The sequence below is a fragment of the Limnospira indica PCC 8005 genome (assembly GCF_000973065.1).
Classification (GTDB): Bacteria; Cyanobacteriota; Cyanobacteriia; order Cyanobacteriales; family Microcoleaceae; genus Limnospira; species Limnospira fusiformis.
Map to the genome: position 1 here is coordinate 5699599 of NZ_FO818640.1, position 21117 is coordinate 5720715.

Sequence of the window (21117 nt, forward strand, 5' to 3'; positions counted from 1 at the left end):
ATTACACTAAGGATAGGGGAAACTGCGCCAGCAGTAACTATCCAGAGGGCAGTAGAACAGGTAACAATAGTCTGTTATGCCACCATAACCAGATATAGCAGACTGTCAGTACCCTGGTCTATAACAGGGGAACTTCTAACCATAAGGAAATTCTCAATAATGACAGAAAACTTGAATATCTCGGAAATTATCAGCCAACAGCGACAATTTTTTGCCACCGGACAGACTAAACAGGTAGACTTCCGACTCTCGCAACTGCGACGACTCCAACAGGCGATCGCCGATTTTGAACAACCTATCCTAGAAGCAGTCAAAGCTGACTTAGGCCGTCCTGAGTTAGAAGGGTTGTTTGAACTGTCCACCCTCGGAGAAATTAAATATGCTCTCAAAAATCTAAAGTCCTGGGTCAAACCTCGCCGGGTCAAGACCCACGTCACCGCCTTTCCGGCTTCTAGCTATATCTATCCTGAACCTTTGGGAGTTGTCTTAATTATCGGACCTTGGAATTATCCGTTTCAATTGGTCATTTCTCCCCTAGTTGGTGCGATCGCTGCCGGGAATTGTGCTATCCTCAAACCCTCTGAACTAGCTGTTCACACTTCCCAAGTCGTAGCTGATCTGATTAGCAAAACTTTTTCACCTAACTATATTGCCACTGTTCAAGGGGGGGTAGAAGTTAGCCAACAACTATTAGATGAACCCTTCGACCACATCTTTTTTACCGGAGGGAAGCGTATCGGTAAAATTGTCATGACCGCCGCCGCCAAACATCTGACTCCCGTTACCTTAGAATTAGGTGGCAAAAGTCCCTGTATTGTCGATGCTGATACTCAGTTAGATTATACCGCCAAAAGGATAGTTTGGGGTAAGTTTATTAATGCTGGTCAAACTTGCATAGCTCCCGATTATTTATTGGTAGACCGCCGCATTAAATCGGACTTAATTACAGCTATGATTGGCTGTATTGAGAGTTTTTATGGCTCCGAACCGCAGCAAAGTCCCGACTATGGGCGGATTATTAATCACTATCATTTTCATCGGTTAACTGAGTTAATACATGATGGTAAGATTGTCGCTGGTGGGAAATTTGATGAAAGCGATCGCTATATTTCTCCCACCCTAATTGATGAGGTTTCCTGGGAAGACCCCATCATGCAAGACGAAATCTTTGGGCCGATTTTACCTATCTTGACATATAATGATTTAGGAGATGCGATTAGTCAAATTAACGCCAGACCCAAACCTCTCGCACTTTACCTATTTTCGCGTAATAAACAGTCACAACAGCGCGTTCTTCAAGAAACCTCATCTGGGGGTATTTGTTTCAATGAAACTATTATGCAAGTTGGGGGTCAATCTTTGCCTTTTGGAGGCGTAGGAGAAAGCGGTATCGGTAAATATCACGGTCAAGCAACCTTTGACACTTTTTGCCATTACAAAAGCCTTTTAAAGCAATCTCTGCTTTTCGATATTCCCCTGCGATACGCACCCTATAAACCCAAATTTAACCTGATGAGATTTTCCATCAAAAACGGCTGATTTATTATCTGCAATATGGTGGATTTATCTGATTAATAAATTTACCATCATTGCCCATAACTAAAAACGGCTTTTTCTCAACTCTATTCCCTATATAGGGAATCATACAAACCGAGTAAAAGCCTTTTATTGGGTGCGTCAGTTGTGAATGTTCTGGTTAACAATGCCATTGATATACTGGTGCTGACGCACCCTACCGAATCCTCACAATTAGCTACCAGTTTTAGCCTGAATTGGTGGTAATTGACCATTAACACTAGGATACCAACTTGGATCAGGTTTAAGAACATCCAAATTCAATCGATAACCAATATTACGAACCGTTTGAATTAAACTAGGCTGTCGAGGGTCAGTTTCCATCTTTTTGCGTAATGATAGAACATGAGTATCAATCGTGCGGGGATTATCAATATAATCTGGCCAAGCGCGCCGTAAAAGTTCCGAACGACTGAGAGGCTCCCCATCATTTTGAGCCAAAACATAAAGAAGACTATACTCTTGGGGAGTCAGTTCTATCAGTTGACCCAGAAGATAAACCCGACGCTGTACCAAATCAATTTTCAAATCCCCATAATCTAAACTGGTAGGAGGAGCAACATTGCGGGTGCGACGCATAAGTGCTTCAGCTCTCGCCAAAAACTCCTGCATTCCAAAAGGTTTAGTTAGATAATCATCGGCTCCGGCTCTCAAACCACGGACAATATCAGATTCCGTATTCCGAGCCGAAAGCATCAGGATTAAAGACTGTCGTTGCTGTAGTAGCCACTGGCAGAATTCTAGACTATTGCCGCCTGGTAATTCTGCATCAAGAACTACTAAACTAGGCTGAGTAGTGTAAAACACCTCTCTAGCATGATGAAAGTCCGCAGATTGACACACCGAATAACCAACGTGCTGAAGATGCCAACCTAACAGCGATCGCAGGTGCGGATTTCCTTCAATAATTGAAATATAAGCAGATCCCACTGGTGCCAGCTTCCTTTATCAATAATTGCACACAAGGTTAACAGAGTCTAAATCATCATTTTGTAACTCCTGCTACCCTTGCGATCGGCAATCCACCCTATATCTATGATCAGAATTAGGTTAATATAAAAATCACAGAGGGAGAGAGGCATCAACCTTAAAGCGGCCATCAGCCCACAACCCCCGTAATTTTCCGGGGTGCATTATGATCACAATGAGGGGAATCAGTAAGAAGTTGAAACAATTGCCATCAGTCCAGGGAAACCTATAACTAGAGGTCCAAGTCTTTTCAATCATAGTCCGATTCAGCTAGAATGCCAGAAATCCATATCGGTGAGGTGTATAAAACTGAATCAAGGTAGAGACTAATCCCTTAACCATACCCCCAACATATAGATTATAACTTGAGGTTTCCACCATGTTACAGAATGCTCAGACCATCCGGCACTACCAAAAAATCACCGATTCCCTCGTCGAAATGTGGAATCGAGGCTATCGTTATGATGAGCTTAGAATGTTTGTAGATGGCTACATTGCCGCCCTGAGAAATACAAACGTCCTCGAACCTTATCAAATTCACCGCCTAGAGGAAGAAACCTTTAGGTACATCAACGACCCGTCTAACTTGGAAATGACTCCCCTACCGCAACCAGAAGTAGACTACTACTAGATATTGTTACCAAACCCAGCCACTCGAAGGCTGGGTCTGGGAGTTAATTAGTAAGTCCGACTATGATGCCAAAGCCACCTCTAGCATCTCTTGTAGTTCGCCCTTCTGATATAGCTCAATCATCACATCGGAACCGCCGACAAATTCGCCATTGACGTAAACTTGGGGAATGGTCGGCCAGTTTGAATATTCCTTAATGCCTTGGCGAATTTCTCCATCTTCCAAAACATCGAGGGTTTCAAAGGGAACCCCTAAACTATTGAGAATTTGTACCACGTTATTGGAAAAACCGCACATGGGCATCAACTTGGTACCCTTCATAAACACAAAAACCTTGTGCTGGTTAATCAGGTTTTCAATTCTGGCTTCTACTTCAGGATTCATAGTGATTATTCAATTCAGTTATTGACAACTTAGATCAACAAATTAAGCAGCCTGGTTGACTTTTGACCACTCTTGGGGGGTATAAGTTTTCAGGGCCAGGGCATGAATGGCCTCTGTTGCCATAGCTTGCTTAACAGCTTTATAAACCATCTGATGTTGTTTCACCAGGGTTTTGCCCTCAAACAGAGGCGAAACCACTACAGCCTGTAAATGGTCGCCGCCGCCGAGGTCTTCAACTTTAACAACAGCATCAGGCAACTCAGACTTAATCATTGCCTCAACTTGGGAAAGGGTGATCATGGGATTCCTATGAAACGACTATGTTTGATTGTAGATGAATTATTGAGCATTGGAAGTGGTCGCCGGGTTAGAAGAAGCACTACCCCTGGCGGGACTGCTGACAAATCCTAATTCAAGTAATTGTTGATATGCTTTTTGGCCTAAATCCCGGGTTGGGGCTTGAGAACGAATAATTTGCACCAGCAGGGGAACCGCTAACTCGGGTTGATTTTGGGCGCGATGGACTAAAGCCAATTGATAAGTGGCTGTATCCCTCATTTGAGCGGTATCTCTGGCCTCATTGCGATGTTGGTCAGCAATGCGGTTGTCAACCCCTGAGAAACTGCTGGCTAACTGTTGATGAAAATTGGAAAGCTGATTGAAAATTTGCCGCGCCTCCTGGAGTTTCCTCGCCGCCTGGGCGTAATTCTCGTTACTAATGGCTTCCCCGGCTTCGGCTAACAAGCGCTCCCCCCCTTGAACACTTAAAAAACTACTATCAAGGCTCAATGGGCGCATATCTTGAGGATTCATAGGTACTGGAGTCGGACTTAAATCTCGAGGAAATTCAGAGCCGGACCCTTCACCTGTGGGCTCATCATACACAGAAGGATCTTGAGCCATAACCGTTGTAGCACTGCCTGAGACGGTGAAAACAGTTAAGACTGATGCCAATATACTCAGACAAACTTGCGGATAGCGGACTATGAAACGGGACAGCATCATGCGATCGCGAAATGAAAGGTTATTTATGTTTACGGATCTTATCATTTTCTGGCCAAATTGTGGGAGTTGAGCAAAACTGTTGTAGATCCTGACCAGCCAAGGGTTATAGTCTTTATAGGATGACCATCCATCCCAACCAGCTTGATTCGGTCAACCATTAACATCGGACTTAATCTATTGAGCCAATAATAGTGAGCAGTTTTGAGGATTATAACAAAATGACATCAGCTAACCCCTACGAGATTAACGATCAACAATATCAGGGCATAGGTGTTCCCGAAGAAAGTCTTGGCAGCATTCTACAACGGGGAGGTGAGGAACTGGCAATTACTAAAGTTCCTGGGCGGTTTACGGTTCGCCTGGTTTCCACACCCCCAGTAGGCGGTGCTGGAGTCAGCCCCCTACCGGGTCAGGCTGATGGACTCACGCCAAAACAACCAGTCACGGATAGTGGCCCTCAGTTTACCCCGGTTGTATCTGAGGCAGAAAACTTGGAAAATTTGCCTATCCACATTGAGGAAACTTCCTCAGTACCACCAGAACTCCAAGAGGTTAAGGTAAAAGACACAGAACTAGATCAGGCGATGGAACTGGCTCGTCAGTCAGATCGGGTGGCTTTTGCGAGTCATGTCTATCAGGCTGATAATAATCCGGGAATGGTTATGTATCTGACCAATCAAATCACCATTCAGTTTAACGAAGATGTTGAGGAGTCCAACCGCAATGCGATCGCCAACAGCCAAGGTTTGAGACTATTAAAATCCGTCTATGGTGTTCCCAACACCTTTGTTTATGAAGTCATCCGCCAAGCTAAAGAAAATCCGATTAAAATTGCTAACCGCCTGACCTGGAACCCAGAAGTTCTAGTAGCAGAACCGAATATTGTGGTCAAAAGCCAAAAGTATTATCGACCTAGTGATCCTCTCTACCCGCGTCAGTGGTATCTCCATAATACCGGAGGTGCTGACGTAGCTCCTGATGCTCATATCTCGGTAGAACCAGCTTGGGATATTACCCGAGGAACCAGATCTATAGTGGTTGCTATTACCGATGATGCGATCGACCTGAATCACCCGGATTTTCAGGGTATAGGAAAAATTGTCGCCCCCATTGACCTGAAAGGCCAAAATCGTCTCCCCTCACCACAATCTCCTTCAGATAACCACGGAACCGCCTGCGCCGGATTAGCGATCGCCGAAGAAAATGGCAAAGGTATCGTCGGAGTTGCGCCAGGTTGTGCCTTAATGCCCATTCGCACCACTGGATATCTCGATGATGAATCAGTCGAAAGGATTTTTGATTGGGCTATCAATAACCGAGCCTCTGTCATCTCCTGTAGTTGGGGGGCGAGTGCCGTTTATTTCCCCTTGTCCATACGACAGCGAGCAGTAATTACCAAAGCCGCCACCGTAGGGCGCAACGGTCGAGGCTGCGTCGTATTATTTGCGGCCGGAAACGCCAATCGCCCCATCAACGGAACCATTAATGAAAGTGGCTGGCCTAATAATGTCATATCAGGCCGAGTCAGATGGTTATCTGGATTTGCGGTTCATCCTGATGTAATTTCCGTATCCGCCTGTACCAGTCTTAATAAAAAAGCCGCCTACAGCAATTGGGGAACCGGAATCACCGTCTGTGCGCCCAGTAACAATGCCCCCCCCGGAATGTGGCTCCAAGAAACTGGCTATATTGGAACCCCTCCAGCGATTAGAACCGCTCTGCGTGGTTTAGGAGTTTTTACCACCGATCGCGTAGGTGCAGCCGGCTATGATCAGGGTGACTTTACATCCCATTTCGGAGGAACTTCCGCCGCCACTCCTCTAGTGGCTGGAGTAGCTGCTCTGGTCTTATCTGTTAATCCTGATCTCAGTGCTAGGGAAGTGCGCCGCATCATTGAACAAACCGCCGATAAGATTGTAGACCCTGATGCTGATCCTCAGTTGGCTATCAGCATGGGAACCTATGATGGTAATGGATATTCCCAATGGTTTGGCTACGGTCGAGTTAATGCTGAAAAAGCCGTCAAAATGGCTCAAAGTCAACGAGTAAGCCGCCAACAGGTGCAAAGGCGGGTGGAGCAATCTAATAACCGCGTCTTAAATATCCCTGATAATAACCCCCAGGGGGTGACTAGCACTATTTCTGTTGCTAATACTAGCCCGATTTTAGATATCCAGGTGACTGTCGATATCGAGCATCAATTTTTGGGTGATTTGGAAGTGCGGTTAATTCCTCCACACGGGGAGGAGGTTCTACTCCAGGGTCGCACTTTGGGAGGCAATAAGGTTTTGAAAACTACCTATAATCTCCAGACGACTCCCTACATGAGAGAGTTACTAAATCACTCACCACAGGGGACTTGGCGCTTAGTTGTCGCGGATTTAGCGCCCCATCACACTGGTAAATTGAACGGGTGGAAATTGGATTTAGGTTTGTAATATCTGACACCCTCCGGCCACCGACCCTCGTGAATCGGTGGCTGCTTCCCAGAATCAATCCTGAGATGAGAGTTACGTCCTGCTAACTCCACATACCAATTCTTTGGGTTTGTCGTCGAATATGGGCTGGCAAAACTTCAGGAGTATCGCTGCCGCCCATCATGCCATAGTCAACAGATGGGATAGCCTTCGCGCTGGTAACATTATCACTGACGAACTCTAAACAGATTTGAAACCGACCCTTTTCCCAGGGGCCGCCGGGGGTAAGTAGTTCGCACTCAATGCCTTCCCCAAAAAGATTTTCCTCTTCCAACTTAGACTGCATCATAGTCAGAAATTCGCTGACCTTGAAGGTGCATTGAAACATGAGGGTACTCGAACCGGTATGGAGTACGTCGTTATCATCCAAAATACGAGTTAGGTTGTTCATGAAATTTCCTTTTTAGTGAATTTGGGATCAGGGCAGTAATCAGGTATTAGCCCTTGTTTCCACCCTGTAGAATATGTACGGGCGGGTTCTCAAAAGTCTGGGGAAAATAGAGATGATTGCAGAACTCGCCCTTTGTGCCGCACTATTTGTTAGAAGAACCAACCATAGGAGTGGAGACCCTTGCCTAATAGGTTAACTCCTAAGTAGCACACCCAAACTACCAAAAATCCTACAGAAGCTAGAATGGCGGGTTTCCTGCCTTGCCATCCTCGGGTAATGCGGGCGTGGAGATAGGCGGCGAAAACTAACCAGGTGATTAAAGCCCAGGTTTCTTTGGGGTCCCAACTCCAGTAAGAACCCCAAGCCTCATTAGCCCAAACTGCACCAGCAATAATGCCAATGGTGAGTAGGGGAAAACCTAAACCGATGATCCGATAGCTGATGTTATCAATGGTTTCTACTAGGCTGAGACGTTGGGGTGATAGGGTGGCGGTGCTGGTTGGTTGGCCTGTTGAAGGGGTAACTAACTCGAGAAGGGCGGTAGAACCTTGACCGTTGGTAGCAGCAGCCAATTCTGAAGGTTTGGAGGTCGATAGCAGAGCATTAGGGGAAGTGGTAATGGTTTGTACTTCCAGAAGGGATGATTTATGATTCCGGGAAATTCTGGTCCCCAGGGAACTGCCACTAAGTTGGACGGCTTGGCCGCGAGTTAGAATTAAAAAGGCGATCGCCAATAGGGAACCCACCATCAGGGTGGCATAACTGATCATCATGACGCTAACGTGCATCATTAACCAGTTGGACTTTAGGGCTGGGACTAAAGGTTCTGATAGTTGCATGGGGGCGGGTAGCTTGAGGGCTGCAAAGGCGGCGATCGCCATAGCTACCGGGGCTGTTACCACACCGACCAAACGGCTACCACTCATGTTTTCCGCCACTAAGTGCATGGCGGTAATCCCCCAAGCCAGGAAAAATAGGGACTCGTAGAGGTTACTAATGGGAAAATATCCGGCTTCCATCCATCTAGCCCCTAATAGGGCTGCTATGGACAGGTTGGCGATCGCCATACCAGCCGTTCCTAAGCCCTGCAAGGTGGGTATTTGAGGAAATGCAGCCCCTACCCAGTAAATCAACATTGTGATTAGCAGAATGGCAAATGAAATGTTATCTAACTGATTCTGGAGTACCACCAGATCCATGTTATGTTCTCCTGTCAAATTTTTTCGATCACTTTTTCGATCCTACCGATTTTTGCAGCATTTTGACTATTTACGGACCAACAGCAATTAAATAACCTGCCACCACACCCGGTCAGAGATACCCTGTAATGGGTTTATGTTCGACCATAACCTGATTTTTTCAGAAATCTCGGTTACGATGCAAAAATCCACCATCATCTGATTTTTGATAGGACTGTTTTTCGGAGGACCAGCACAAAGTGAATGCAGCCGAACAAGCTAATAATCTCGAAGTTGCCAGCAAAATTGCTTCTGTCGTTAATCTATTTAAAGCACAGTTTCCCGATGTGCGGGTAGACCTCAAGCCCTGGATGAATGACCCAGAGACTAGGGAATTAGTTGACCCAGACTCCATCGACATTGGTTTTAACTTTCCCGGTAGAAGTCGGTTGATGCAAAGTCGCTGTATTTTGATTCAGATCCGACTGTATGATGATCCTTATGAGACTAGACTTAGGGCGATCGGAGTCGAAGCCGCTGGATATGATCACCGTGGACAACAGTGGAAAGTCTCCACCGTAGACAATTGGCAATTTTGGGGTGAGTGTCAACCTGCCGATGAGGGAGCCGATAAGTTAAAATTATTCTGTAGGCAAATCTTCGAGTTGTTCAATGGAGCCAATTCCGGGGCGGCTTGATGGCTGGATGTACTCAGTTGATCCATAACTCAACCGAGTATACTGAGAGATAGAATGTAGTGCTATCGCTGAATATAAGGCGATCGCAAGTAAGCAATCACCAAATTCGTAGCCATGACTGACAATACTCACGTTGATGATGATGAAGGCGGCTTAGACTTGGGGCGGCTGTTGGGGGCTGTTCGTCGGAAACTTTTACTGATTAGTGGAGTGACAATTGTGGTAGCTGGGGCGGCTGTCTACAAGGCTATTACTGATACACCCATCTATCAAGCTGAGTTGGAAATATTAACTCAGCCAGTCGCTATTTCTACTCAGGTAATTTCCTCTGCTAATCCCCAAACTCTTAGTCATCGAGAAGAAATCGTAGCTGTGACCCTGGACGCAGTACAACTTAAACTACTGACTAGCCCCAGGGTTATTGTTCCGATTGTAGAGGAACTTCAGTCTCAATATCCGGGTATTACTTATAAATTTATTGCTAGTAATCTCAGAATAAGACCTACTCCTGAAAATATTTTAATAGTTGGATATCAGCACCCTAATAAAGATTTAGTTAAGTCGGTTTTAGATTTGGTTTCACAGGCATTTTTGAACTTCAGTTTAGAAACCAGACAACAAGATATTCTCAAAGGTATTGAGTTTGTGGGTGAGCAAATACCACAATTACAACAAAGAGTTGATAATCAGCAAGAAAGACTACAGACTCTCCGCCAAACCAATAATCTGTTAAACCCGGAAACTGAGGGGAGTAAACTCTCAACTCAGGTGACAGCAATTGAACAACAACTTTTAGAAAATCAGCTGCAACTGGGTCAAGCTAAAGCCTTGTATGCGAACCTACAAAGGGAACTCGCTAATCAATCCCCGGAATATGCGATCGCTTCTGTACTGATGGAAAGTCCCCGTTATCAAGAAATTATGAATCAACTGCGGGCTATAGATAATCAGATAGCTAAAGAGTCGGTTCTTTATTTAGAAGAAAGTCCAGAAATCAGCATTCTGCAAGAACAACGGGAAAGTTTATTGCCACTTTTACAAAGAGAAACCAACCGAGTTAGTCAAGAGTGGGCTAGTAAAATTCAAGACCTAGAAGAACGAAATCTGATTCTGCAAGATACCATAGATAGGATTAATGCAGAAGTTAAACAGCTTTCGGTAGTGAGTCGAGAATATACGGATATTCAGCGAGAGTTATTGATTGCTACGGATAACTTAAATCAGTTTTTGGCAAAACGGGAGGCTTTTAAAATTGATATGGCTCAAAGGGATGCTCCCTGGGAGTTATTAACTCCTCCGGGTGAACCTAAACCCTCTTCTGCAAGTCTCAAGAAAAATTTAGTTTTAGGGACGGCTTTGGGTTTGCTATTAGGATTAGGTTTGGCGCTGTTGGTAGACCAACTTAGCAATATGATTTACACGGTTAAGGAGGTTAAGGAGGCGACAAGGTTACCGATTTTGGGAGTTATTCCGTTTGACCGCCATTTGAAGTCTACAGTTTCACAGAATATTAATCCCGATGGTTATGCACTAGAAAATAGCGAAGATTTGGATTTGGGAGTTGGGTCAAGTAATCAGTCACAAGGAAATGTCATGTCGGCATTTTATGAGTCGTTTAGAAGCCTTTATACTAGCATTCGGCTGTTGAGTCCAGATCAACAAATTCGGTCTATGGTGATTAGTTCTTCTGTCCCTGGGGAAGGTAAATCTACAACTGCTATTTATCTGGCTTTGGCGGCGGCGGAACAAGGTAGAAAGGTGCTTTTGGTAGATAGTGACTTGCGATGTCCGAGTCTCCATCAGCAGTTGGGATTAATTAATATGCAGGGGTTGACTGATTTAATTTCTAGTGATGCTCTCGATATAGATATAGAGCGTGTAATTCAGCCCTATTTTTTGGAGAGTAATCTGTTTGTTTTAACATCAGGTTCAACTCCCCCTGACCCGATTAGGATTTTATCATCTCATAGGATGATTAATTTAATCCGAAAACTTGAGCAGGATTTTGATTTGGTGATTTATGATGCACCGCCTATGTTAGGATTAGCAGATGCTAACTTGCTGGCTTCGGAAACCAGTGGTATGGTGTTAGTAGCCAGTTTGGGTCGAATTAATCGTTCGGTTCTGGAAAATGCGATCGCTCAATTAAAAGAACACCCGAACATGAGCGCCCCCATTTTAGGAGTAGTTGCGAACCGTTCTCCTGAAGTTCCCCTCAGTTCTTATAGTTATAGTTTCAGTAATCCTCAATTCCGGCAAAATCCCCGAAATTGGACTCCTCAAAAGGTGAATAGTTCATCATCAATTGTAGGAACAGTTCCGAGAACAAATGCCAGAAAATCATAGCAAGTGTAGAGACAAGGGAGGCTTGTCTCTACGGGTGGGGGGGATTGGCTTTAATTAACTAACGGGCTGGTTTTGTTGATTAGGAAGCATCAGACTCCCGCAAGCGTTCCAACTCTTCCCTTAACTTAGCAATTTGAGAGGTGAGATTTTGGATTTCGGTGATTTCATTGGTTTGGGGGCTAGATACTTCAGACTCTGTGGAATCTGTAGGAGTAGTTATGTTTGAACTATCGACTTCACTGGACTGGGTGGATTCTGATTGAGAAAGGAGTGTATCGACAAAGCTGCGGGCTTCCTCTTCGGTGATAGCGCCTTTTTCCGCCCATTCTTGGGCGAGTTCATTTAACTGTGACTGGATAGTTTCCAGGTTGGCTTCCCGCTTTTGAGGGTCTTGGAGAATTTCAATCAGTGAGGATGTTGCGCCTAGGGTGACACGAAATCCTTGGTGTAGCATTTGGGTTAGGTTATCGACATTCATAAGTAGCAGAAAACTCGTCACGACAAGAAACAAGTGGCTAATTAGCGCGGATCTAGGATATATTCTAGCATTTGGCTCTAGTCTGGGGGGACTTACGCCAAAACTGGAGTGAATAGCGCGAATTTAGCCAACCTGTTCGAGGTATTGTTGCACATCATTAAGGATTTGGGTTAATTCAGCCTCCGTGGTAAGTTTAATGCGATCGTCGCGGAGGGTAATCAAGACTTTAGCAGCAAAGAGACTTGGCCAGATGTTGGGATTACAGAAGACTTCCAGAAAGACATCTCCGGTATACTGGTATTCCATCGACTTCTGGGGGGTGGGTCTACCTCCACCAGCGGTAGATTGAGCAGCCACTGCTATTAGCTTGGTTAACTCATTTAGGGCTGTTTGTAAGTTGGTGGCGGCGTGCGGGGTGAAGCGCAAGGCTACTGAGCCCTGTATTAAATTGAGAGTTAGAGGAGCAGCAGACATAATTTTAATGGTAGAATAATGATTACCTTAACAATTGTACCGATTAGCGATCGCCTCTTAATTATCGGATGTCGAGGTTTGGGGGGGGATTGATGTTTACCGGAAAGTTTGGAGAGCGAATTTGAGGAAAATAGCAGGGTATCATCATGAGTGTGGATCACCGTTCCCAAGTGCGCCGGGTTCTGATTATCACCTTGGCTTTGAATTTATTGGTGATGGGGATTAAGGCTGCTGTAGGAGTTCTCACTGGGTCTTTGAGTTTGTTGGCTGATGCTCTGCATAGTGTGACGGATGGGGCGAATAATGTGCTAGGATTGGTTGCTAATCATTTTGCTTCCCCAGATCCCGATCGCGAACATCCCTACGGACACCAAAAATTTGATGCGGTGGGTGCTTTGGGAATTGCCGCTTTTTTGGGAATTGCCTGTTTTGAAATCCTCACCCGTGCTGTGGAACGTCTGCTAGACAGTGAAAATGACCCCGTGATCGTCTCTGTTGAGCATTTATGGATTTTGTTGGTGGTCTTGGGTATTAATATTTTTGTGGCTTATTATGAGCGGCGGGTGGGTAAGCGTTTAGGAAGTGCTTTGCTGGTCGCAGATGCTAAACATACCATGAGTGATGTTTGGATCACAATTATGGTGATCGCCGGATTAATTGGGGTGTGGCGGGGTAATGCTTGGGGTTTACCACAATTACAATTTTTGGATGTGGTGTTAGCGTTTCCGGTGGCTATTTTGGTGTTTCGCAGCGGGTGGGAGGTGATTAGCGATAATTTACCTTGGTTGGTGGATAGAATGGCGATCGCACCTGAACAAATTAAGCTGATTGCTATGTCTGTTCCGGGTGTGGTTAATTGTCATGCGATCGCCTCTCGCGGTATCATCGGACGGCAGGTTTTTATCGAAATGCACATGGTTGTCCGGGCTAAGGATGTAGAAACAGCCCATGACATTACTGAAGCCGTCGAAGCACAATTAGAAAAGCGCTATGGTCCGGCTCGTATTTTAATTCATGTGGAACCACCCGAATATAAATCAGATGTGATTACCTACGAGGAGCGATCGCCGACAGAGGACCAAGACGATAATTAACGGGAAATATCCGATTGATCGATATTCTCATCAACTTCGGGAAACCTGATAATGTCGTCCTCTCCCAAATATTCCCCATTCTGTACTTCAATCATTACTAGGGGAATCACCCCCGGATTATCTACCCGGTGGGGGGTATTCATCGGGACGTATGTAGACTGCTTCGCCGTGAGGATAATTTCTTCATCACCACATTTCACCTTCGCTGTTCCCGCCACTACAATCCAGTGTTCACTACGATGATAGTGCATTTGGGTACTGATATGATACCCCGGATTAATCACAATCCTATTGATCCGATAATGTTCCCCCTGTTCTAACAACATTACCTTACCCCAGGGTGGTGTCCGGGTCATTATCGGTGTTTGAGTTTCTGTTGGTTTGTCCGTTTTGGCTTTTCCCATTTTCCACGTCACGCCCAAAATACGAACTTCATTTTAACTCATATTGTGACAACAATTTCGCTGAGATGGCCTCCCGTCAACGGTAAATTTTTGTTTACACAACTTAACATATACCAATTAGATGGGAAAGTCGATAGTAAATGTAGTCCAACCATTTTGACTGGTAACTTCAATTTTACCGTCAAGTTGTTCGATCAACTTTTCCACTAATGCTAACCCCAAACCAGTTCCCCCTTGTTTCCAGGGGTCAGCATTTTGGACTCGATAGAATTTATCAAAAATGCGGGGTAATTCCTGTTCCGGTATTTGCGCTTGGTTAGCAATTTGCAACCGGAGTTTATGGGATACTTGTAAATCCGATTTAATGGGGAGCGTTTCTAATTTTAAATTAATCTCACCCCCTTCTATCGTGTACTTGCAAGCATTATTAAGTAGTTCTGCAATAATCCTTTCTAGGCTGCTAGTATTAGTGCGTACAGAGGGTAAGTCTGGCGGCAATTCCACATTCAAAACCAGCTTTCTTGAATTAGCCCTAGAATAAAAGGGTTGAGTGATTCGGGGTATCCAATTCACTAGATTTAACAGGTCTAAGCTGATAGGAATATTTTCTGCTTCTAGCTTCTGTAAATTTAGGAGGTCATTAATCAGGTTAGTTTCCCGGGCACATTCATTTTCTAGGATGTCAAAATAAACTTTTTGACGTTGTGCTGTCGGAGCCAATTTTAGCATATAAATCGCCATTTTCATATTAGATAAAGGAGTCCTAAGTTCATGGGGAACTGTGCTGAGAAATTCATCTTTCAGGATGTTTAATTGTTGGAGTTCCTGCACTTTTCGCTGTAATTCTGCCGTGCGGTCAAGAACTTGTTTTTCTAGGTCAGTATTCAAGGCTTGAACTTGCTGATATAGTTGGGCTTGATAGATAGCGATCGCCAATTGGGTGGCTAATTGTTGAAGTAGGTTAGTTTCCGAGGGTAGCCAATGACGAGATTTTTGGCAGTGATGAACTTCAATGGTTCCCCAAAGTTGTCCATCCTGGATAATTGGAACTACCAAATAAGCGAGAATTTTTTTATCCGATAAAATCTGCAATTTTTCCTTAGATAGTCGCGCTTTTTCGATATCTTCCACTATATAAATATTCTGGTCAAAAAAGGTATATTTATAATAATTAATCACCGATTCATTTAATCTATTTTCCGAGAGCGATCGCCATCCTTCTCCTACAGACTCCGCCACCAATTCCCCCACACCACTATTAAGTATTTGGTAAATAACCACCCGGTCGGAACTCAAAAAATCTCGCAACTCTGCTACTGTCGTATTTAGAATTTCATCTAAGTTCAAAGATTGATGAATTTGCAGAGATATTTTAGCTAGTAGCCGTTCTCTTTGCAATTGCTCATGGAGTTGCGCCGTGCGTTCTTGCACCTGTTTTTCTAGTTTAATATTACGACTTCTCAGCAGTTCCATTTTCTCCGCTTGCAGTTTATATACAGACTGCTTAAGCTGTCTAATCACCCGATACATCTCCGTAGGATCGAGCATTCGCAACAGACTCATTTGGGTAATAATTCCCTGCAATTGTCCTTGGTTATTACTAACCAATAAACGCTGGAGTTGTCTGGCTTGCATTTCCTGATGAGCCAGCCATAATGAATCTTGAACTTTTAACGAAAATTGAGGAATCCCCATAATAGTGGCTGCCGTAGTTTCCGCTAAATTTAGCTGAAGAAATTGCGCTAAAACTATATCCTCAGCCGTGACAATACCCACAGGTTCTAATTTATGGGTAGCTAATTGATTATGAATAACAACGCAACCAATTGGATGAGTAGCCATCATTTGCGCCAACGTCAATACAGAAGTGTTGACCGGCGCGGTAAGAACGTCCGTAATTATCTCATCAGCTACCCGTCTAGTCCGCAAAATATTAGAAGGTTGCAAGACTTGACGAATTCTTGCCGGCGTGACTACTCCCACTAAATGACCTTGACTATTCACAACTGGTAGATGCAAAATTTGATGTTGTCGAAACATAGACAACGCCGTAAAGATATCCTGATCTTCCGACTCCGTTAGTTGACATATTGGAATTGACATAACCTCCCCAATTCTGATGTGATCCAGGGTGGCTTCTTCGGGATGATCTAAAATTCCCGTAGCAATTAGTTGTAATAAATTACGGGGCGTAAAAATCCCTAATAACGTTGATTGTTCTGGTGGTTGAGCCACAAATTCTGTACATAAGGGCGTGGGTTTATCAACCACCAATATACAGTTTGCTCGTATCCCCGTAGGCTGGATTAATGTTCTAGAATCAGATCTGTCTGGTTCTAGTCTGAGATCCTGGGGGAAGGGACAGTGATTTTGTAATTGGCTTATCAATGCGATCGCCTCTGCTACAGACGTATCGGGCGTGACTGTGACCGGATAGCGGTCTACCGCTTGTTCAAGGGCTGAGGAGTAATGGGGCGCAGGGTAAAGCATAACTGATACAATTGCACCGACGATTATTCATTATGGACTATTTCATCGGCAATTGGCTGCTAATTTCTGGTTGGGTCAAGCCCAATTATCCCTACTCCAGCAACCGAGATCCCTACTATTGGGCGGCGTTTGTTTTAATCGGTAATTGGCTGTAAGCCAGAAACCCGGTTTCTCGCCAGACTCAAAGAAACCCGGTTTCTTTGAGAAACCGGGTTTCTTTCACTCACCAGACTCAAAGAAACCCGGTTTATTTTTTGCTCACAAATGGGCTGGGTTTCCCATAATAGCTAATCATGGCTTGCTGCTTGGCGCGGGTGGCGGCGACGTGCAATAAACAGCGTTCCGCAGTAATAAAGCGGTCTTTGGAAACATCGCATCAATAGATAACCGACGCGATCGCCTCTAATTTAACAGCCGGAAATCAAGACTTGGGGGGTTTTGAGAATCCCCGCCACGAGTGGTGGTCTGGTAGGGATTCTTTCCCCACCGGGCAATATCGCCTACAAATATGGCGATTTTTTAGGAACGACTAATCATAAATCGAACCGTGTAATCCCAGGTAGACCAACCCACAAAGGTGTTTTTCTTAGACATCTTCCACTCCCGCACTTCATTAGCCGGTCCTACGGCAGAAATTTCCAATTCGGAAGCACCGAGCAAATCATCTTTGTCAAGACTTGCGAGAATGCCAACGCCAGTTGTTGCGGCTGAAAGAATCGTCCCAGCAAGGACTCCGTAGGGTCCGGCAGCAGATATAGCACTGGAAACCATACTGCTAATTGCTGTGATCGTATCACCGTACTTAGACCAGTCTTTTCCAGCATCTTCATCATAAGCTTTCAGTCCACCTTTGATGACTTGTCCTGGAAGAAGATTGCCGTCAAATAAAACGGAATCTTGGGGATTAAATTGCTTTCTTTGCTTGTCATTGATTTTGATAGGACGGGTCAAAATTGCTTTGGTGACGTCACCACCGACTAGGGCACCGACAAGATAAAAATCATCGGCTCCCGTAATATCTTCGGTATCGGCACAATACACATCAATTAATTCAATCCTGATACGAGTCATACATTTTTCCTTTGATTAGTTTGTCGAAGTAGAGATTTGTTTGATTCTTTTCTCCCTTCTACTAGAAGACGATGCTCTCTACCAATTTCTGAATTTATTTTTTTAATTTCTTTTTTTTCGCTGTTTTTGGCCCAAAAATCGAAAATAGCGATCGCTCCTTTACATGACCAGTGCCGGTGCCGGTAATTGGCCGTAAGCCAGAAGCCCGGTTTCTCACCGGACTCTTAGAAACCCGGTTTCTCACCAGACTCTTAGAAACCCGGTTTCTCACCAGACTCTTAGAAACCCGGTTTCTCACCAGACTCTTAGAAACCCGGTTTCTTTGAGAAACCGGGTTTCTTTTTTTTTAAGAAATCGGGTTTATTTTTTTTCCATAAATGGGCTGGGTTTCCCATAATAGCTAATCAGGACTTGCTGCTTGGCGCGGGTGGCGGCGACGTGCAATAAACAGCGCTCTGCTGTGATAAAGCGGTCTTTGGAAACATCGTCTGGACAGTCGTTTAAACCAGTTTTTAGGGGTAAAATATCATCATTTAATCCCGGTAGCACAATCCAATCAAATTGTAAACCTTTTACTCGGTGCATTGTGCCGATGCGGATGCCTTCATCTAAGAGATTGTCCGGTTGATTTCGTTTAATTCGTTGCATCTTGATTGGATAATTGCCTAACGCTGACTCGTACTGTTCCATGAGAGATTGTGTGCGAAACACCATGCAAACTCGCGATGAATTGCGATCGCCAGTATTCCCCTGATTTTGCAAGGTTGTTAATAACTCTTGTAAATAGGAAATTTCCTGCTCAAAAGTCTTGAACCCCTTGACAATGGGGGCATCGCCGTGCATGATTGAACGGTAGTCTTGTAAAGAATCTACGCCGCCATCTAAATCATCGATCGCCAAATTTTCCAGAACCGCTGTCGCCCATTTGCGAGTTTCGTCCGTAGTGCGATAATTGAGGCGCAACTTCTTAGACCGTCCGCGAATATCAATATGGCAGTGGCTGAGGATGACAGTTTGCCCATAGATGCGTTGGTGGGCATCTCCGACCAAGAATATATCATTGGCTGTTGGGGGACCCGCGATCGCCCTAATTAACTCAAATGCCCCTTTACTCATATCCTGGGCTTCATCCACAATTACCGCTTTATAGGGGAGAATTTCTCGACCTTTGGCGCGAATAATCGAAATAGCATCATACATCGCGTCATTAGCCTCGCGGTATCCCGCTTCTCGTAGCAGGTTGCGATACTCCTCAAAAACCAGCCATATTCCTTGTCGCTGTTGACGACTCAAACGGGTTCCCCGACCAATGCGACGGGAACCTAGATAATCTCTGAGAGTTTGGCAGCGGTTTTGTTGTAGCACTTCCTGCCATTCTTCCCGATAAAAACTTAGGGGAAATCCTAATTCTGGCGGCGCTAAAGTATAGGCTTGTTGCCAGAGGTCATCCGTTTCGTTATTGTACACGATCCGGTTTTCGATGCCCTCCTCTTTGAGAAAACTTGTCACCCAAGAGTCTAGGTTAATTACCCGAATGCGTTTCATTACTTCCGGGGTGCAAATGGTTTTCAGGTTGTTTTCAATATCGATCGCTAAATTTCGGGTAAACGTCGTAAACAAAAGGCGATCGCTCGTTTTCGTCAAGCGATTTTCTGCCAACCATTTTGCCCGGTGCATCGCCACCACAGTTTTACCAGTCCCCGCCCCACCGAGTACCCTCACCGCCCCATTCCAGTCTCTTTCAACTAATTTCCGTTGGGTAGGATGAAGGAAAACCCGCCATTTTTCCAGGGGGGCTGCTAACATTTCCTCTAATTCTGTGTCATCGGTGACTACCATAAACCGAGAACGGCTGTCCTCATTGTCTAGGGCTGCTTCCAGGTTATCCGGGTCGATATTATCTTTGGGTTCTGGTCTTTCCAATTGTTGGAAAATATCCGGGAGGGGATAGCCAGCAGCTAACATAAAAATCCCGTCGCTGGCTTCCTTGGGGAGATGGGGCAAAAGTTCTTCCACATCGCGATCGCTCACAATTTCCCGCACTGCTGGGAGTAAAATTTCAGGAACCCCCAAACGCATTAAATCCCGATCGGCGATCGCATCAAAGCGTTTAGGTTGGGCTTCTGGTTGCTGGTGACTTTGCTTGAGTTTTTCCGTAGTCGCTTCTACTTGTTCAACATCGATAATTTGCACCGACCCAGAAACCTGGTTAATTTGGCAGACTTTTCGCCGCGCCCATTGATAAGCATCGTCATGTTGATCAACCCATAGCAATAGATAGGTATTCCCCGTTTCCGGTTTCAGTACGATCGCCCGATAATCTAAATCCACCCGCACAGATTTTAGTCGTTTGTCTCGACTCCCTTTAATCGATTCATAATTTAACCCCGACCGGGTAGGGCTTTGGCGAAAGCGATTGATAAATTCAGATACTTTGTTTTGGATTTTGCGTGGCAATTGATTGTGACTACTAAAAAAGTCATCAGCAATGGCTAGGCGAATCCCATGATCTAAGTTCATAATTAACAATTAATAATTAACAATTAATAATTAATAATTAATAATTAATAATTAATAATTAATAATTAATAATTAATAATTAATAATTAATAATTAATAATTAATAATTAACAATTAACAATTAATAATTTAAGACTGACAATTATTAATTGGGGTGGGAGCTGGCTCTGCTGTTAGTGCTGAATTTCAGCGGACACCATAAATCAACCCCCTCTCACACCCCATTATCAACTATCAATTGTCAATTGTCAAGACTAAATTTCAGCGGACACCATAAATCAACCCCCTTTCACACCCCATTATCAACTATCAATTGTCAATTGTCAAGACTAAATTTCAGCGGACACCATAAATCAGCCCTCTCTCACCCATCATTATTAATTAATAATTATTAATTATTAATTATTAATTATTAATTATTAATTATTAATTATTAATTATTAATTGTCAAGACTAAATTTCAGCAGACACCATAAATCAGCCCTCTCTCACCCATCATTAATAATTAATAATTAATAATTAATAATTAATAATTAATAATTAATAATTATTTTGAACTGCCTTTGGTTGAATTTATGATTGAGGTTAACAGCCTTAACAGTTCCAGGCAATCTTGATTGATGGAGTGGAAGCCATGGAAGTCTATGTAACCGCCTCTGTATATTAATTCTAGCCAATATTGGGTTTCGTTGGCTTCTTTGAGGGCGATCGCCAATTTATGAGCAAAATCGGCACGACTTTCGCCATATTCTGCTTCCCGAACTAATGCCCCAATTGCCGTACCACTCCGCAAAACTTGTTTAGAGAGGACATACTCGTGTTTTTCTGTGGTAAGATATTGGTATAATTTGACAATTCTCAGTGCAAAAACAAATGACTTATCCTTAACAACATTCTCACTCATAATTATTAATTCGTGAATTAGCAAATCG

The 21117-nt window shown here is 44.2% G+C and carries 20 protein-coding genes; 7 read left to right on the forward strand and 13 right to left on the reverse strand.

Annotation, left to right across the window (positions count from 1 at the left end):
• Positions 1-159 precede the first annotated feature (159 nt).
• Positions 160-1539: an aldehyde dehydrogenase gene (locus tag XZ46_RS25150; protein WP_006622970.1), complete on the forward strand. Its 1380-nt coding sequence runs from the start codon at positions 160-162 to the stop codon at positions 1537-1539.
• Positions 1540-1749: 210 nt separating this feature from the next.
• On the opposite strand, the gene XZ46_RS25155 is transcribed toward XZ46_RS25150, so the two are convergent.
• A complete protein-coding gene (locus tag XZ46_RS25155) occupies positions 1750-2505 on the reverse strand; it encodes a response regulator transcription factor (RefSeq protein ID WP_006622969.1) in 756 nt (251 codons plus the stop codon).
• Between the two features lie 418 nt (positions 2506-2923).
• On the opposite strand from XZ46_RS25155, the gene XZ46_RS25160 reads away from it, so the two are divergent.
• The gene (locus tag XZ46_RS25160; protein WP_006622967.1) at positions 2924-3175 is read left to right on the forward strand and encodes a DUF6761 family protein; all 252 of its coding nucleotides are present in this window, start codon (positions 2924-2926) and stop codon (positions 3173-3175) included.
• 60 nt (positions 3176-3235) lie between these two features.
• On the opposite strand, the gene grxD is transcribed toward XZ46_RS25160, so the two are convergent.
• From grxD to XZ46_RS25175, 3 genes are read right to left on the reverse strand one after another with little or no spacing between them, the layout of a single operon-like run.
• Positions 3236-3559, reverse strand: coding sequence for a Grx4 family monothiol glutaredoxin (grxD, locus tag XZ46_RS25165; protein WP_006622965.1), 324 nt, complete (start codon positions 3557-3559; stop codon positions 3236-3238).
• 42 nt (positions 3560-3601) lie between these two features.
• Complete coding sequence (locus XZ46_RS25170) at positions 3602-3859, reverse strand: BolA family protein (protein ID WP_006622964.1); 258 nt, start codon at positions 3857-3859, stop codon at positions 3602-3604.
• A 39-nt stretch (positions 3860-3898) separates the two neighbouring features.
• Positions 3899-4564: a hypothetical protein gene (locus XZ46_RS25175; protein ID WP_006668291.1), complete on the reverse strand. Its 666-nt coding sequence runs from the start codon at positions 4562-4564 to the stop codon at positions 3899-3901.
• A gap of 218 nt (positions 4565-4782) precedes the next feature.
• Here XZ46_RS25175 and XZ46_RS25180 point away from each other — a divergent pair, with 218 nt between their 5' ends.
• A complete protein-coding gene (locus XZ46_RS25180) occupies positions 4783-7002 on the forward strand; it encodes a S8 family serine peptidase (protein WP_008055907.1) in 2220 nt (739 codons plus the stop codon).
• Between the two features lie 82 nt (positions 7003-7084).
• Here XZ46_RS25180 and XZ46_RS25185 read toward each other — a convergent pair whose 3' ends face one another.
• Together XZ46_RS25185 and ccsB are read right to left on the reverse strand one after the other, a co-directional pair.
• Positions 7085-7432 (reverse strand): KGK domain-containing protein, encoded by a 348-nt coding sequence (locus XZ46_RS25185; protein WP_006622958.1) that lies wholly within the window; start codon positions 7430-7432, stop codon positions 7085-7087.
• A 149-nt stretch (positions 7433-7581) separates the two neighbouring features.
• The gene (ccsB, locus tag XZ46_RS25190) at positions 7582-8631 is read right to left on the reverse strand and encodes a c-type cytochrome biogenesis protein CcsB (protein ID WP_008055904.1); all 1050 of its coding nucleotides are present in this window, start codon (positions 8629-8631) and stop codon (positions 7582-7584) included.
• A 239-nt stretch (positions 8632-8870) separates the two neighbouring features.
• Here ccsB and XZ46_RS25195 point away from each other — a divergent pair, with 239 nt between their 5' ends.
• Both XZ46_RS25195 and XZ46_RS25200 read left to right on the forward strand, forming a co-directional pair.
• Positions 8871-9308, forward strand: a complete 438-nt coding sequence (locus XZ46_RS25195; RefSeq protein WP_006622953.1) for a Tery_1686 family protein — start codon at positions 8871-8873, stop codon at positions 9306-9308.
• Positions 9309-9422: 114 nt separating this feature from the next.
• Positions 9423-11654: a GumC family protein gene (locus XZ46_RS25200; protein ID WP_008055901.1), complete on the forward strand. Its 2232-nt coding sequence runs from the start codon at positions 9423-9425 to the stop codon at positions 11652-11654.
• Between the two features lie 79 nt (positions 11655-11733).
• Here XZ46_RS25200 and XZ46_RS25205 read toward each other — a convergent pair whose 3' ends face one another.
• The gene (locus tag XZ46_RS25205; RefSeq protein WP_006622950.1) at positions 11734-12132 is read right to left on the reverse strand and encodes a hypothetical protein; all 399 of its coding nucleotides are present in this window, start codon (positions 12130-12132) and stop codon (positions 11734-11736) included.
• Between the two features lie 123 nt (positions 12133-12255).
• Positions 12256-12606 carry a hypothetical protein gene (locus XZ46_RS25210; protein ID WP_006622947.1) on the reverse strand — a complete coding sequence of 117 codons (351 nt, stop codon included), beginning with the start codon at positions 12604-12606 and terminating at the stop codon, positions 12256-12258.
• Positions 12607-12752: 146 nt separating this feature from the next.
• Here XZ46_RS25210 and cdf31 point away from each other — a divergent pair, with 146 nt between their 5' ends.
• Entirely contained in the window at positions 12753-13700 is a 948-nt protein-coding gene (gene cdf31 / locus XZ46_RS25215) for a CDF family zinc efflux transporter Cdf31 (protein WP_008055900.1), read from the forward strand.
• Here the strand turns inward: cdf31 and XZ46_RS25220 are convergent.
• From XZ46_RS25220 to XZ46_RS25230, 3 genes are all read right to left on the reverse strand, one after another.
• On the reverse strand, positions 13697-14104 hold the full coding sequence (locus XZ46_RS25220; protein WP_008055899.1) for a phosphomannose isomerase type II C-terminal cupin domain: 408 nt from the start codon (positions 14102-14104) through the stop codon (positions 13697-13699). The two genes, cdf31 and XZ46_RS25220, sit on opposite strands and share 4 nt — an antisense overlap.
• A gap of 117 nt (positions 14105-14221) precedes the next feature.
• Positions 14222-16594 (reverse strand): CBS domain-containing protein, encoded by a 2373-nt coding sequence (locus XZ46_RS25225; RefSeq protein WP_008055898.1) that lies wholly within the window; start codon positions 16592-16594, stop codon positions 14222-14224.
• Between the two features lie 519 nt (positions 16595-17113).
• Positions 17114-17665 carry a hypothetical protein gene (locus XZ46_RS25230; protein ID WP_008055897.1) on the reverse strand — a complete coding sequence of 184 codons (552 nt, stop codon included), beginning with the start codon at positions 17663-17665 and terminating at the stop codon, positions 17114-17116.
• Positions 17666-17841: 176 nt separating this feature from the next.
• Between XZ46_RS25230 and XZ46_RS34840 the strand changes: the two genes are divergently transcribed.
• Entirely contained in the window at positions 17842-17991 is a 150-nt protein-coding gene (locus XZ46_RS34840; protein ID WP_157883464.1) for a hypothetical protein, read from the forward strand.
• Positions 17992-18025: 34 nt separating this feature from the next.
• Here XZ46_RS34840 and XZ46_RS25235 read toward each other — a convergent pair whose 3' ends face one another.
• Together XZ46_RS25235 and XZ46_RS25240 are read right to left on the reverse strand one after the other, a co-directional pair.
• The gene (locus tag XZ46_RS25235) at positions 18026-20185 is read right to left on the reverse strand and encodes a UvrD-helicase domain-containing protein (RefSeq protein ID WP_006668285.1); all 2160 of its coding nucleotides are present in this window, start codon (positions 20183-20185) and stop codon (positions 18026-18028) included.
• 547 nt (positions 20186-20732) lie between these two features.
• Positions 20733-21089, reverse strand: a complete 357-nt coding sequence (locus XZ46_RS25240; RefSeq protein ID WP_006622930.1) for a four helix bundle protein — start codon at positions 21087-21089, stop codon at positions 20733-20735.
• Between the last annotated feature and the right edge of the window lie 28 nt (positions 21090-21117).